The sequence below is a fragment of the Marinobacterium sp. YM272 genome (genome assembly GCF_050908845.1).
Taxonomy (GTDB): Bacteria; Pseudomonadota; Gammaproteobacteria; order Pseudomonadales; family Balneatricaceae; genus Marinobacterium_D.
Genome location: NZ_CP194171.1, coordinates 3574104 through 3588550 on the forward strand (window position 1 = coordinate 3574104; position 14447 = coordinate 3588550).

Annotated in this window: 9 protein-coding genes; 7 read left to right on the top strand and 2 right to left on the bottom strand. The window is 55.3% G+C overall.

Annotated features, from left to right (window positions below; genetic code table 11):
• Positions 1 to 14: 14 nt before the first annotated feature.
• Positions 15 to 1712, bottom strand: a complete 1698-nt coding sequence (locus tag ACQUQP_RS15995; RefSeq protein ID WP_432696030.1) for a choline dehydrogenase — start codon at positions 1710 to 1712, stop codon at positions 15 to 17.
• A gap of 545 nt (positions 1713 to 2257) precedes the next feature.
• Positions 2258 to 3202 (bottom strand): helix-turn-helix domain-containing protein, encoded by a 945-nt coding sequence (locus ACQUQP_RS16000; protein ID WP_432696031.1) that lies wholly within the window; start codon positions 3200 to 3202, stop codon positions 2258 to 2260.
• A 702-nt stretch (positions 3203 to 3904) separates the two neighbouring features.
• Here ACQUQP_RS16000 and ACQUQP_RS16005 point away from each other — a divergent pair.
• The 7 genes from ACQUQP_RS16005 to ACQUQP_RS16035 all read left to right on the top strand — a co-directional run bounded on the left by ACQUQP_RS16005 (position 3905) and on the right by ACQUQP_RS16035 (position 14149).
• Positions 3905 to 5014, top strand: coding sequence for a substrate-binding domain-containing protein (locus ACQUQP_RS16005; protein WP_432696032.1), 1110 nt, complete (start codon positions 3905 to 3907; stop codon positions 5012 to 5014).
• Between the two features lie 22 nt (positions 5015 to 5036).
• The gene (locus tag ACQUQP_RS16010; protein WP_432696033.1) at positions 5037 to 7517 is read left to right on the top strand and encodes an ATP-binding cassette domain-containing protein; all 2481 of its coding nucleotides are present in this window, start codon (positions 5037 to 5039) and stop codon (positions 7515 to 7517) included.
• The gene (locus ACQUQP_RS16015; protein WP_432696034.1) at positions 7514 to 8524 is read left to right on the top strand and encodes an ABC transporter permease; all 1011 of its coding nucleotides are present in this window, start codon (positions 7514 to 7516) and stop codon (positions 8522 to 8524) included. The genes ACQUQP_RS16010 and ACQUQP_RS16015 overlap by 4 nt, the downstream gene beginning before the upstream one ends.
• Before the next feature lie 209 nt (positions 8525 to 8733).
• The gene (locus ACQUQP_RS16020) at positions 8734 to 9960 is read left to right on the top strand and encodes a maltoporin (protein WP_432696035.1); all 1227 of its coding nucleotides are present in this window, start codon (positions 8734 to 8736) and stop codon (positions 9958 to 9960) included.
• 192 nt (positions 9961 to 10152) lie between these two features.
• Positions 10153 to 11315, top strand: a protein-coding gene (locus tag ACQUQP_RS16025; protein WP_432695585.1) for an IS3 family transposase whose coding sequence is annotated in 2 segments (ribosomal slippage) — positions 10153 to 10408 and positions 10408 to 11315 — 1164 coding nt in all. Because the reading frame shifts where the segments join, the coding sequence is not laid out codon by codon here.
• Between the two features lie 413 nt (positions 11316 to 11728).
• On the top strand, positions 11729 to 12877 hold the full coding sequence (locus ACQUQP_RS16030; RefSeq protein ID WP_432696036.1) for an alkene reductase: 1149 nt from the start codon (positions 11729 to 11731) through the stop codon (positions 12875 to 12877).
• 162 nt (positions 12878 to 13039) lie between these two features.
• Positions 13040 to 14149: a substrate-binding domain-containing protein gene (locus ACQUQP_RS16035; protein WP_432696037.1), complete on the top strand. Its 1110-nt coding sequence runs from the start codon at positions 13040 to 13042 to the stop codon at positions 14147 to 14149.
• Positions 14150 to 14447: the final 298 nt, after the last annotated feature.

Genomic DNA, 14447 nt, shown 5'->3' on the forward strand with positions numbered 1-14447 from the left:
AGCCAGGTGCAGCCTTAAACGACCGTTTCGACCTCTTTGCGCAGTGCTGCAGCCACGACTGATCTGCGCTGCGCTTCAGCGACGCCGCCCCGTGTCGGCGGATTCATCATCGCGTCATTGCTTGTATCCAGGGTTCGACCCAGGATCAGATCGCTCGCTTTCTCGGCGATCATGATGGTCGGCGCATTGGTATTACCGCTGGTCAGCGTCGGCATAACCGAGGCATCGATAACACGCAGGCCCTCGATACCGTGAACGCGCAGCTGATCATCAACCACCGCCATATCATCCGAGCCCATCTTGCAGGTGCCCACCGGGTGATAAACGCTTTCGCACTTCTGACGGATATACTCATCAATTTCGGCCGAGGTTTGCGCCTCCTTGCCGGGCCCATACTCCTCGCCCCTGAATTCATCAAATGCGGACTGCGCCACGATTTCACGAGACAGCAGCAGCGCCTCACGCATCTGGACCAGATCGTCATGTTCGGCGAAGAAGTTCGGATCGATAGCGGGCAGCGCCCGGGGATCGGCCGATTTGGCCAATACCGTGCCGCGGCTGGCCGGGCGAGACAGGTTGAAGTAAGGCATCACCCCCTCTTCCCAGATGATCTTCCGCCCATGGTCCTCATACATGACCATGTTCATGTGCCACTGGATATTCGGTGCCTCCAGGCCTTCGCGGGTGGGCAGGAAAGCACAGGCCTCAACACCGTGATATGAGCAGGGCCCTGTCTTGTTGAGGAAATACTCGGCACCAGCCAAAGCCGTCTGCCAGGGGGAGAGGTACTTCAACATCGACAGCGGCTTGGTGAGGCGCACCTTCAGGCCACAGCCGGTGTGATCCTGGAGGTTCTGACCGACGCCCGGGAGCTCATGTTCGACCTTGACGCCAATCCTGCGCAGGTGCTCCGGATCGCCGATGCCGGAGACCTGCAGTACATGGGGAGAGTTGAAAGCACCACCGGAGAGAATCACCTCCGTGGAAGCCATCAGCTTCTTAATTTCATTTCCCTGAATATACTCGACGCCGACAGCCCTGCCGTTCTGAATCAGAATCCGTGACACCAGCGCCTTGGTGATGACGTTCAGGTTCCTGCGGGTTTTGATATTGGAGATGTAGCAGCGTGAAACGCTGGAACGGATGCCATCTGCCACCGTGCTGTCGCAAGGACCAAGCCCCTCCTGACGGCCGCCGTTCAGATCGTCATTGTACGGAAATCCGAGCTGCACACCGGCTTCGATAAACGCCTTGGCCACCGGATTTTTAATACCGAAACGACTGGTTTTCAGCGGACCATGACCACCATGCACCGGTGTCGCACCGCCGCCCCAGGTCTCCGCCTTCCGGAAATAAGGCAGGATCTCGTCGTAACTCCAGCCCTTGTTGCCCAGCGCCGCCCAGTGATCGTAATCGGTGCGGTCACCCCGGGTGTAAATCATGCCGTTAACGGTTGTGCAGCCACCGATCGATTTCGCCCTGGGTATAAACATCTCTCGGTTATTAGCGTGACGCTGGGGCTCGGTGTGATACCCCCAATCCAGCTGCCCCGTCTGCATCAGCCGAAAATAACCCGCCGGCATGTGGATGAAGGGGCTTTTGTCCCAACCGCCCGCTTCGACCAGGGTCACATTGACGTTGGGATCTTCCGATAAACGATTTGCAAGAACACAACCTGCCGACCCGGCCCCGATAATAATGTAGTCAGTCATGGTCACTCCTTATACTTATTTGATAGCTCTTAACTCTGATACTTATGCGTACTGAGTTTGCTGACCTGCCATTAGCCGATACCCAAAAGCGATCCAATTCCGCGACCGCATCCAAGCCTTGCCACAAACACGCCCGTAACAGGCACATAACTCAAAACTTGTCAGGAAGTTCAGTATATGGAGCGCGATTTTTGACGGCTCGCCCGCCAGCGCCATCTTTGCTTGACTGAATACGCCAGGATTTTTTCATACAGGGACGCCAGAACTTGCTGACACCAAGCCTGGATAACGCCCTTTAATTCGGACCATCGGGACGAGTGCAAAAGTGATTTCGAGATGGGAATATCGACAGGGTCGAGGGGAACAGGGAAAGGGGTTATGTGTAGGGAGAAGAAGCCTCCCCACACACAGGATCGATATCAGGCCAAGCTAAACCGTCAACGACAGCTGCCAGAGCGTCAAAGCGGGCGAGAGGATCAGCGGTGGCCGATACCAGACTCGAGTGGTCCGTTAATGCCGGCCACCACCCCCTCGCCGCACTGTTATCAGTGCGCCCGCGAGCGCAGCATTACATTTGGCGTAACGCCGTAGGTATCCTTAAAGGTTCGGCTGAAGTGCGACACGCTCTTGAATCCCAGGTTCATCGCCACCTCCGTCACCTGAGCCGCTCGACCTTCACTGAGTACCCGCCGACTTTCCTCCAGCCGCTCTTTCCATAACCAGCGCATTGCCGGCGTTCCCTCCGAAGCGAAAAGACGGGTCAATGTCCGCGGTGAAACGGCTATAGCGCTGGCCACAGACTCCACATTGAGATCAGGATCATCCATATGTGCACGGATATAATCCTTAGCCCGCAGCAACAGAGAGGCATGCCGATCACCTACCACCTCTCGTCCGGAGAGTCCCGTTTCGACAGCGGCCGAGATGACATCGATAATGGATCCACCCACCCGGGATGCGGCGGAAGTATCACCGGGCATCTCTATGGAAAGAGCATTGCTGATCATATCTTTGACAAGCGCCCCCATACCGGTCGCACTGCTCATCGAGATCGATGTGATATGTTCAGCATTGGGAAAGCGACTCAACATGGACCGCCGCGGAATCCGCAGCAGAAGAATTCGGTAGGGCTTGAGAAATTCATAGGTAAAGCTACGCGCACTATCATATACGACGATATCGCCCGGCTTTTGCTTTGTATGCCTGCCCCCTTGGGACATATTGGCCTCGCCTGCCAACATCAGACTGACTAAAAAGTCCTCGCTGGGAGATGAGTTCAGGATGCCTGAAGATCTGTTGTAACGTATCGCTTCACATTGGATATCGCTGATCCCCAGACATCCCAGCTGGTTCCAGCCCAAGGATGCCTGCGAAAAACTATCCAACAGAGGCTTACTTTCCACCTGGCAAAAATAGCGTGAAATCAACTCATGCCAGTAGGAGTAACGCTCCTCTTCTCTTACAGAATCCAACTCAAATAAAGCACACATATTGTCTCCTGGGTTGTTAACCCTTTTATTTTTTTTATGAATCTTAACGTGAGCTAACTCATACCTGTGGGACAATGCCCGTTATGAGTTTCAAGAATCTTTACTGGTTTATATCTTGCCCCCAAATATCGCTAAAAACGTTCAAATGCCGTTAACAGCGATCTAACCCTCACCTGAACCGGCGCCAACATCGGCATTAAAAACCTCAATAGACCCTCCCAAAGAGGAACCCAAGGATACCGATGGCACCACCCGCTGAACGGGATTTAAAAAAGACCCTATTCCGCATCCAACTATTTGTCAACGACTAATGCATACGTCAATGTTGAATGTATGTAAAAAGCTCTCTTCTACCCTTAGTTCCTTAAGCAACTGGCTAGTTTTAAGATTTATCCCTCTCTATACCAGCCCTTCCACGACCGACACTCACACACTTCCTTCAATGACATTTTGGCGCTCCCGGTCAACAAAGCTTGTCCGCGCTAGCGAAGCGAGAGCACTGCCAAGCCGTTAGCTTAGGGCCTTGAGTGTCACAGATACGCGCCAAGGCTGGCAGCTGCATCCATCACTCACTCTGTAGGGTCTTTCAGACGATAGCGAAGGTCGACCTGAGCACACTCGCTGCGCTCTGTGACGATCGACAGGAGCTCTCCATCGCTTGTAAGACCGAGAACTACACCCGTCTATTTGGAGACTGGAGCCATGAATAATAAGAAAACGCTTTCCAACACTTTGTCGTGCTTGCTGCGTGGCAGCGCCATCCTGGCGGCGGCCGGTGCGATATCGACAACCGTTGCCGCCAAACCTTCGATCATGGGTGAAGGCGCCGACATCTCCGCGATGTGCGGTACCAAACCGATGACTGTCGGCCTGGCTGACGGTTTTGGCGGTAATACCTGGCGGCGTATCGCGCTGCATGAACTTAAAGAGGAGCTCAGCCACTGCGCGAATGTTAAGCAGATCCTCTATACCAATGCCAACGGAGACCAGCAGAAGGCAAACGCAGACATAAACAGCCTCGTGGCACAGGGCGTGGACGTCCTGCTGGTCTATCCCGATTTCGGCGCCGCCCAGTTACCCGCGATGCGTAAAGCGATCAAGCAGGGCGTCACTGTCATCCCCTACAACGCAAAACTGGAAGGAGCTCCCGGTAAGGACTTCACCGCCAATATCTCGCTGGACACCTTCGAAATCGCTAAAGCCTGGGCTGACTGGTACGGCAACACGCTGAAATCCGGAAATCTCGTTTTTATGGGCGGTACTCCAGGCGCCGCCTCATCACAGAACTTCCTCGACGGATTCAAAGAGGGGTTGAAGAAATACCCTGACCTTAACCTGCTGGAAGAGAACTTCATCGTTACCAGCTGGAACCCGGTCGACGCCCAGAAAGCCACCACCGGCCTCATCGCCAAATACCCTGAAATCGATGGTATCGCGACCGACTACGGCGTCACCGCCTATGCCGTCGTAAAAGCCTATGAACAGGCTGGACTGCCGGTACCGGCGCTGGCGACGGTGGCGAGCAACAACGAACTGAACTGCGGCTATATCGATCGCAAGTCCGAGGGCAGCGCCTTCCCCTATTACACAGTGGACGGCACCACCACAGGGATAAGGTTTGCGGCGCGCCGCGGTGTTGCTGACTTCCAGGGCACCCACAATCCGGAAAGCGACAGCTATATGCCGTTCCTCTATGCCGACAGCAGCACGAACATCGATCCCAAATGCGATCGTCAAGCACCACTGGATGCAGATCTATCGTCAATCCTGTCAGCGGAAAAGCTGCAGGAAATATTCAAGAACAAACTGTGATGAGGTCTAGGGGAGCAAAATTATGCACAGTCCTATCCTGTTAAAAGTCGATCGTGTAACCAAGCTATTTCCCGGCGTACGCGCTCTGGACAAGGTTACATTTGAAGTTAAAGCCGGCGAAGTTCACGCGCTGGTGGGTGAGAATGGTGCCGGCAAATCCACCCTTATGGGGGTGGCGTCCGGCGCGTTAGTCGCCGATGGCGGCAGCGTAACCATCTGCGGCACAGAGGTTAAGGGCGACCCAGAGGTCGCCCGGGATCTGGGCCTGGCCATTGTGCGCCAGGAGCCCGCCTTGATGCCCGATCTCAGCGTTGCCGAAAACCTCTATCTTGGCGTTCCACCGCGTTGCCGACCGGCGGTCGGCCAATCCAAGGAGTGGGCACGCGACCTGCTCCGGCACTGGAGCGACGATGTCGCCATCGATCCGAGCGACCGCGTCGACACGCTGAACCCCGAACAGCGGTTTATCGTTGAAATCGTTAAAGCCCTGGCGGCAGAGCCGAAGGTGTTGGTCCTTGATGAACCCACCGAACACCTGCTCGGGGAAGATGTCGAGCGCCTGTTCGAGCGTATCAAGCAGGTAACCTCCCGCGGCAGCGCTGTGGTCTATATCTCGCACCGTATCCGCGAAGTACAGCGGGTATCGGATCGACTGACCGTTTTGCGTGACGGCCAGGGACAGGGTACCTATGACGCCAGCAGCATGGACGAACATCGCATCGTTGAGCTCATAGTCGGCGGTGAGCTGGACCGTGAGTTTCCTGCCAAGGCGACCGATGCTCAGTCCGGCCGCGTCGTCCTCGATGTCAAAGAGCTGCGCGGCCCCGGATTCTCCAATGTATCGATGCAAGTAAGAAGCGGCGAGATTGTCGGACTTGCCGGTATCGACGCCAACGGTCAACGCGAGTTCATGCGCGCTCTGGCGGGCATCCTGCACAACTCGGGGGATGTCAGCATCAACGGGCAGAAGGTATCGATCGCCAGCCCGATCAAATCGACCTCAAGCGGCATTCGCTACTTACCGGGCGATCGCCACCGCGAGGGTATCCTCGCGGAGTTATCTGTACGTGAGAACTTCTCCCTGCGCAGTCTGGCCAAGGATCTCAGCGGCGGTCTGTTTTCCAGCCGCCGCAGCGAGGCCCGGCGTTCGACCAAGGCTGTTGCACAGTTCGATGTCAAAACCCCCAGCATTGAAACGCCTATCGGCTCGCTGTCCGGTGGTAACCAGCAGAAGCTGGTGCTATCGAGCGTTCTCGCCGGCGACCCCAAGGTTCTGCTAGTCGATGAACCCACGCAGGGGGTCGACATCGGCACCCGCATGGAGATCTACAAGGTACTCAGGGAGACCGCGTCTAAGGGCGTTGCGGTGATTGTAGTGTCGTCCGATCAACAGGAGATCGCAGGGCTCTGTGATCGCGTCATGATTTTCTCCCGTGGCCACGTGGTCAAGGAGCTCAGTGGCGCCGATGTGGTGGAGAACAAAATCACCAGCGCCGTGCTGACCTCGACCACCACCCGTGAGCGGAAAGAAGGTGGCACCTCCAAAATCTGGAAATGGACGGCGGGAGATATGGCGCCGATTGTGATGCTGGCCCTGGCCGTGGCATTGCTTGGTGCCTACACCGGGTCGGTGAACGAGTACTACTTTACCGAACGCAACCTTATTGGCGTTCTGCCGTTGATCGCAACGCTGGCGCTAGTGGCATTTGGACAACAGATGCTGATGCTGGTCGGGGGAATTGATCTCTCGGTCGGTCCGTTGATGGGGCTGGTCCTTGTCGTGCAATCCTTCTTCCTCATCGACGGGGCCCCCATGGAAACCCAGGTATTGGGTTGGGTGATTGTTCTGGGCGTTGCCGTTCTGGTCGGGTTGACCAACTGGATACTGGTGGACCCATTAAAAATGCACCCCATGGTCGCAACACTGGTGACGTTTATGGCGCTGCAGGCGATCTCACTGCTGCTGCGACCGATCCCAGGCGGGCTGTTCTCTGACGGTGTTCTGGAGTCGATTGATTCCACCATCGGCATCATCCCGATGACACTCATCGCAGCGGTGATCCTCGCTTTCGCGCTTGAGTATGTGCTTTTCCGCAGCCGCTGGGGGCTGTCATTCCGCGGTTTGGGTTCACGTCCGGAAGCTGCCCGTGTCGCCGGCATCAGCCCTCGCCTCACACGGGTAAGCGCCTATATCGGCTGCTCGTTGCTGGCTGCCCTGGCAGCCATACCGATGATGTCCCAGGTGGGTTCCGGGGACCCCAACTCAGGTACCTCCTATACCCTGACCAGCATCGCGGCGGTTGTTATCGGCGGTGCCAGCCTGTTCGGCGGGCGGGGCTCCTTCCTCGGAGCACTGCTCGGTGCCCTGCTGATCACCCAGGTCAATGTGGTGACCAGCTTCCTTGGCGTGACTGATGCCTGGCAGTCCTACCTGCTCGGTGGAATGATCCTGATTTCAGTCGCCCTGTATTCCAAGAGTCGACAAATGGCGGTGGCAAAATGAATATGAATACAGCAGCAAGTCTAAACCGGAGCACTGCGACTCCGTTCGATCAAAAGCGTGCAGGTAAACAGGGTTTGCGCCTGCATATCGATGAGTTCGCCTGGGTCTGGGTCGGCACCGCGATCCTGTTCGCCATCAGCGCGATTGTCGCGCCGGGAACGGTAACCAAAGGCGCCCTGTTCGCGATGCTGCCGTTCGCAGGCATCCTGGCGATCGTCTCGGTCGGCATGACCGTCGTCATCCAGCAACGTGGACTCGATATGTCCGCCCCGGGCATGGTCTCCCTTGCCGGCATCGTGGCCGCCGAGGTCGGATTCGCCACCGGGTCCATGGTGCTTGCGCTGGTCGCGACCTTTGCCATGGCCGCAGCGGTAGGGATGATCAACGGTTTGTTGACCGCCCGCGTCAACATCACACCGCTTATCGCAACCCTGGCCGTGAACGCGCTACTCATCGGCGGTGTGCGTGCGATTACCGGCAACTCTCCGGTAGCCGTGCCGGAAGGTGTACAGGCCTTTGCCAAGCAAGATCTCCTGGGTCTGCCCAGCAGCCTGTGGCTGGCCGTGCTCTTCGTTGTGATCGTGGCGGTCATTACCAAGCGCACACTTGTAGGACGCCGCTTTGTGGCTGTGGGTATCAATCCACGCACCTCCACCGCCGCCGGCATTATGACCCTGCGTTATCAGGTTGGAGCCTACGTACTGTCAGCGGTCTGCTTCGCCCTCGGCGGCATCCTGCTTGCCGGCTATATCGGCAATGCCTCCCACACAGCCGGTAACGATTACCTGCTACCGGCCATCGCCGCCGTGGTAATTGGCGGCACGCCCTTTACCGGCGGTAAGGGCAGTGTCGTTGCCAGCGCAGTAGCAGCCCTGTTTATGGCCCAGCTCGCGCAGCTGGTACTGGCGCTCGGCGCGGGACCCTCCATGCAGCTGCTGGTGCAGGCGCTGGCAATACTGCTCGCCGTCACGATTCGCATGTTGCCGGACCTGTTTAAGAACCGCTAACCCCAGATGACTCTGCCCTTCGGTGGCAACCGAGGGCAGAGTTGATCCACCCGTTACCGCACCTCGCTTAGTTGCATTTACAGCTGAGCCGGCACTTCTCGTGCCGACGTTACCGAGGCCGGAATATTAAATTACGCGTGAGTTCCTATTTGATGGGAAGGCATTTAGCCAAACGCAAAAAACCAACGACATAAAAATAAGGACAAAAAGTGAACAGAACAATAAAAACTTCAACCATTCTATCCCTTTTTGGATTACTTGCGTCGACGCAGGTCAGCGCTTTAGAGATGCTTGACGGATACGCGCGCGGCGGTATTGGTTCTACCGACTGGAGCGGTGCACAAAGCTGTTACCAACTGACAGGTACGGGAGGAAAATTTCGTTTAGGCAACGAATGTGATCAGTATATAGAAGTAGGCTTTAAACAGGATTTTTTTACGCTTAATGATGGCTCCACGATGGGCTTCTACACTATGCCTGCCGCCTCAAACCCGTGGAACCAAAAGCTCACGTTCGATTCCGATGACGGCGGATATTTCAAGTGGGCCCAGGCTTACGCTTACTGGAACAACGTCAGCGCTCTTAACGGCGGTAATATCTGGGCGGGTCGACTTTACTACAAACGTAAGTTCTCATACCTGTCCGATTACTTTTACTGGAATCAGAGCGCCACAGGTTTCGGTTTAGACAGTGTTCAAATCGGCGACCTTAAATACAGCTATGTATTCTCACGCAAAGACAGTCCCTTTCAGGACAACTGGGTCACCCGACATGACTTTAACGTCGCCGGATTCAAAACCAATACCGATGGCGAGCTGGAAGTCGGTGTGAACTACGTCGACAAGCCTTCAAACGATGCCGACGCGCACAGCGGTTGGTCAGTGGGTCTGCAGCACGTACAGAGTGGCATGTTCGGCAAAGATATCGTCAATACCCTGGCCTTCCAATACGGCGTGGGGCCGGGTACCGGGCTCGGCTACACCGGTGATACTTCTTTGGATAACGATGCCAATAAGTGGCGCGTAGTTGATCACGGCATGTGGACCCACTCACCCAGGCTCCAGACCGCCTACCAGTTCGTCTATGAAAAAGCGGACATGAACGGTTCTGCAGACCAAACCTGGGTGAACCTGGGTTTCCGCCCGGTATACTCGGTCACGGATACTTTCAAAGTCAGCTTTGAAGCGGGCGTCGACTATGTCGATACCACCACTGACGACATGTACCTGGGCAAGTTCACCCTGGCGCCTACCTGGTCTCCAAAAGGGCCGGGGTTCTGGACCCGTCCTGAGGTCAAACTCTACTACACCTATGCGACATGGAACGAAGCGGCACGCGATGCTGCGGTACCTGGCAGCGCACTGTCGGCAACAGGGCCCGCAGGTGGGGATACTCACTCATCAACCGTTGGTATCCAGATTGAGCACTGCTGGTAAACAGCCGTGTTAAGTCACGTTTCCTTTTCAGCAGTTTCTTAGATTCCTCGAACCCTAGTAGAAATTTGTGCCTGCTCTTTATGGGCAGGCACCTTTTTACTTAGCCTTTTCAATGAAAATACTCACTTTGTAGTGGTTCAATGATTCCGGACACCCAGATAGGTGGTAACCTTGCCACCCAAGAGGTGTTCAATGAAAAAACAACGTCGTTCCTTCACGCCCGAGTTCAAGCTGGAAGCCGCCAGTCTTGTACTGGATCAGGGCTATTCCATCGTTGAGGCCTGCCGGTCACTTGGTATCGGTGATACCGCACTGCGTCGGTGGGTGGATCAGTTACGTGCCGAACGTGACGGGGAAACGCCCGCCAGCAAAGCTATGACGCCCGAGCAGAAGCGCATCCAGGAACTGGAAGCCAGGGTTAAACGCCTGGAGCAAGAAAAGGACATATTAAAAAAGGCTTCCGCTCTCTTAATGTCAGACGAGTTCAAACGTATGCGCTGATAGACCGTTTGAGAGAGTTAAAGCCTGTTGATCTGGTCTGTCAGGCATTTGGTATCAAACGTTCCAGTTATTATGACTACAGGAAGGCAAAGCGGCGTATCAAGCCGCAACGCCTTGAGCTTAAAGCCCACGTAAACCGTGCTTTCAAGCTCAGCCGTGGCGCGCTGGGAAGCCGGGGTATCTGTGACTTTCTGGCTTCAGAAGGGATCGTTGCCGGCCGCTATTTAGTCCGTCGCCTGATGAAAGAGTCCGGCTTAGTGTGTAAGCAGCCAGGCCGCCATAAATACAAACGGACGACCATTGAGCATGTGGACATACCCAACCGGCTGAACCGTGAATTTGATGTGTTACACCCTAACCAAGTCTGGTGCGGTGACATCACCTACATTTGGACAGGATCTCAGTGGTCTTATCTAGCCGTCGTTCTGGATCTGTACGCCCGCAAAGTTGTTGGCTGGGCAGTCTCCACGACAGCCGACGCGAGTCTAGTCATCAAGGCGTTGGATGACGCCTGGAACCGGCGTGGGCACCCTGAAGGCATCATGTTCCATTCGGATCAGGGATGTCAGTACACCAGTCTGAAGTTCCGCCAGCGGCTTTGGCGCTACCGCATGGAGCAAAGCATGAGCCGTCGTGGAAATTGCTGGGACAACTCGCCGATGGAGAGGTTGTTCCGCAGCCTGAAAACGGAATGGGTGCCAGAAACCGGTTATTCCTCGCTAATGGTCGCCAAAATGGATATGGGTCGGTATCTGATGGATTACTACAACCGCCAGCGGCCACATCGTGCCAATGGCGGCATCAGTCCGGTGGCGGCGGAAGAAAAACTTAAAACCGTGTCCGGGATTAGTTGACCACTACACTTCAAACCTGATAATAATCAGAAGAAAAATAAATACCCCTCACATAGGTCTGAATCGGATACACAAACCTAATCCCCCACCACCTTCTAAAAATCAATTTTCAATAACGCCTAGTTATTCTCCCCTGTAAAACTGGCACCTATATACAACTCATATTGGCCTCTGAAGTAAAGCACAGACACTAGCAGAGCATTAGTCTGATTGAGGTGCTTCAGACGAAGGCCTCGGATTCAAATAGTCGAACCCTGTAAACCTACCTGTTCGTCCGAGAACTGAGACCGAAGCAACTGCATTGCTGAAGGTTATGTAAACGGTCGCGCCCAAGCCTGAGTCTTGTTTGCGACTGTCGATCTGGGCCTTCGCACAAACGTTTGAGTCTATTTATAAGAAATAGGGTGAATCAGATGCCAATACCAGCACAACCCAAACCACGCAGACTGTTTGAATCTATCCAGATTGGTCGTTACCAACTTCCCAGCCGCATCGTTATGGCCCCGATGACCCGCAACCGGGCCGTTGAAGACGGTAACGTTCTGATGGACCTCGCGGCCACCTACTACGCCCAGCGAGCCAGTGCCGGCCTCATCATCGCGGAGGCCACCCAGACCAGCGAAGCTGCACAGGGTTACTTCAACACGCCCGGCATCCATAACGAGAAGCAGCGTGCGGTTTGGAAGAAGGTGACGCAGGCAGTGCACGCCGCCGGCGGCAAGATCTTCCTTCAGCTCTGGCACTGCGGTCGGGTATGGCATCCCGATAATATTCAGGGCAACGTGACTGAAGATTTCCCCTATGCCCGCGGCCCCTCCGAGATTGCGGCGGATATGGAGATCATTACGCCGGATCTTACGACCCACCGCATGCCTCAGCCAAAAGCGATGAATGAGAAGGAGATCCAGATGATCACCGACGAGTTTGTCCAGGCGGCACGTTGGGCGATCGAATGCGGCTTCGAGGGCGTCGAGATCCACGGTGCCAACGGCTATATCTTCGAGCAGTTCCTGAACCGCTCCGCCAACCAGCGTACCGACCAATACGGCGGCAGCCTCGAGAACAGGGCCCGCCTGCTGTGCGACACCGTAGAGGCTGTGACCCAGGCGATCGGTAGCGACCGTGTTGGCCTGCGCATCTCGCCTTACGGCACCTTTAACGACATACAGGATCCGGAACCGGAGCAGATCTATCGCTACGTTGCAGAGCGCATGAACGATTATGACCTGGCCTACTTGCATGTCATTCGACCGGTCGTGTCCGGCAACGAAGACGTGAAAGTGGATTACGCCGATCCCCTGCCGGAAATCCGTGAGCGCTATAAGGGCAAGATCATTGTCGCCGGCAGTATCGACGTGGAGCTTGCCGACAGCCTGATCGAAAACGGCATTGCCGACGCCATCGCCTTTGGGCGCTGGTTCATCTCTAACCCGGATCTTCCAGAGCGTCTGAAGAATGGCTGGCCTCTCGTCGAGTCCGACTGGGACACCTACTACACCGGTCTACCCGAGGGTTATGCCGATTACCCCAACTATCGGGAGCAGGAACTGGAACCTGCTTAACCGCCCCCCATAAGCACAAAGAGCGACTGTCGATAGCGCTCTGAACAAGCGGTAAGTCACCCGGGTTTGTGGTTGATGCGTTGCAATGCCATTGCCACGACCCGGGAGCTTTACCCTTGCCCTTTTCACCCCATAAAAAACACCGAGTTTTGGAGAGTTAAAATGATTAACAATAAAAAACTTACGCTCCCTGGTTTTTCCCGCGGAATGGTTACTACCTCCGCTCTCGTCGCGGCTATGACGCTATCGACGGCTGCAACCGCGAATACTCTGTCAGTGCTGGGCAAGGGCGCTGATATCTCCTCCATGTGCGGCACCAAGCCGATGACCGTTGGATTAGCCGATGGCTTCGGCGGCAACACCTGGCGCCGGATTGCCTGGGAGGAACTCAAAGATGAACTCAGCCACTGCTCAAACGTTACGAAAGTGATGTATACCAACGCCAATGGCGATCGGCAGAAGGGCAACGCCGATATCAACAGCCTTGTGGCCCAGGGTGTCGATATCCTGATCGTGTTCCCCGACTTCGGCGCCGCGCAGTTACCGGCATTGCGCAAGGCCACCAAAGCCGGCGTCGTCGTCGTACCCTATAACGCGAGACTGGATGGAAAATCCGGCAAGGATTACACCGCCAACCTCTACCTGGACTCGGCCTCAATCTCCGCCGCCTGGGCCGACTGGTACGGTGAGAACCTGAAATCGGGCAAATTGATCTTCATCGGCGGCTCGGCGGGCAATGCCATCTCGCAAAATCTGCTTGATGGTTTTAAAGCCGGTTTACAAAAATATCCCGACCTGAAGCTGCTTGAAGACAACTTTATCGCCGGTAACTGGAACCCTGTGGATGCACAGAAAGCGGTGAGCGGATTGATCGCTAAATATCCAGATATCGATGGCATCGTCACTGACTACGGCGTCACCGCCTACGCCGTAATCAAAGCCTACGACCAGGCAGGACTGCCGGTGCCGGCGCTGTCCACTTTATCGAGCAACAACCAGTTGAACTGCGCCTACATGGATCGCCAAGAAACCGCTGACAGCTTTCCCTATTTCTCCCTCGATGGCACCACTACTCTGGTACGTTTTGCGATTCGACGCGGGGTTGCGGCCTATCAGGGCACCGAGAATGACGAAACCGAGGGTGTCATGGCGTTCCTGAATGCGGATAGCACTACTGGCCTGGAACCCAAGTGCGATAAACAGGCACCTGTCGATGCCGACCTGTCCTCTATCCTGGCATACGAAAAGCTGCAGGAAATTTTCAATAAATAACTAACGTCTGGTTTTGGAAGAGTTTGGTCTGCATTGCTCCCTGCTGCATCTAACCCGCCTCACCAGGCTCTTCCCTTTTTAAAGCAGATAAGAGCGAAAACTATATTTCTGCACAGGACTACCACGCAATTCGATGCCAACACACCGCGTCGCCGGAAAACCCACATCTGCTTTTCCCTTCAAATTGAACGCCATGCATTAAATTCAGCAAAAAAGAGCGAGAGTCCAGGCTTAAAAGCATGAAGCTCTCACTTAAAATGACCGAGCATCAGGCCAAGCCCTCATGCTCAGGTGAAGC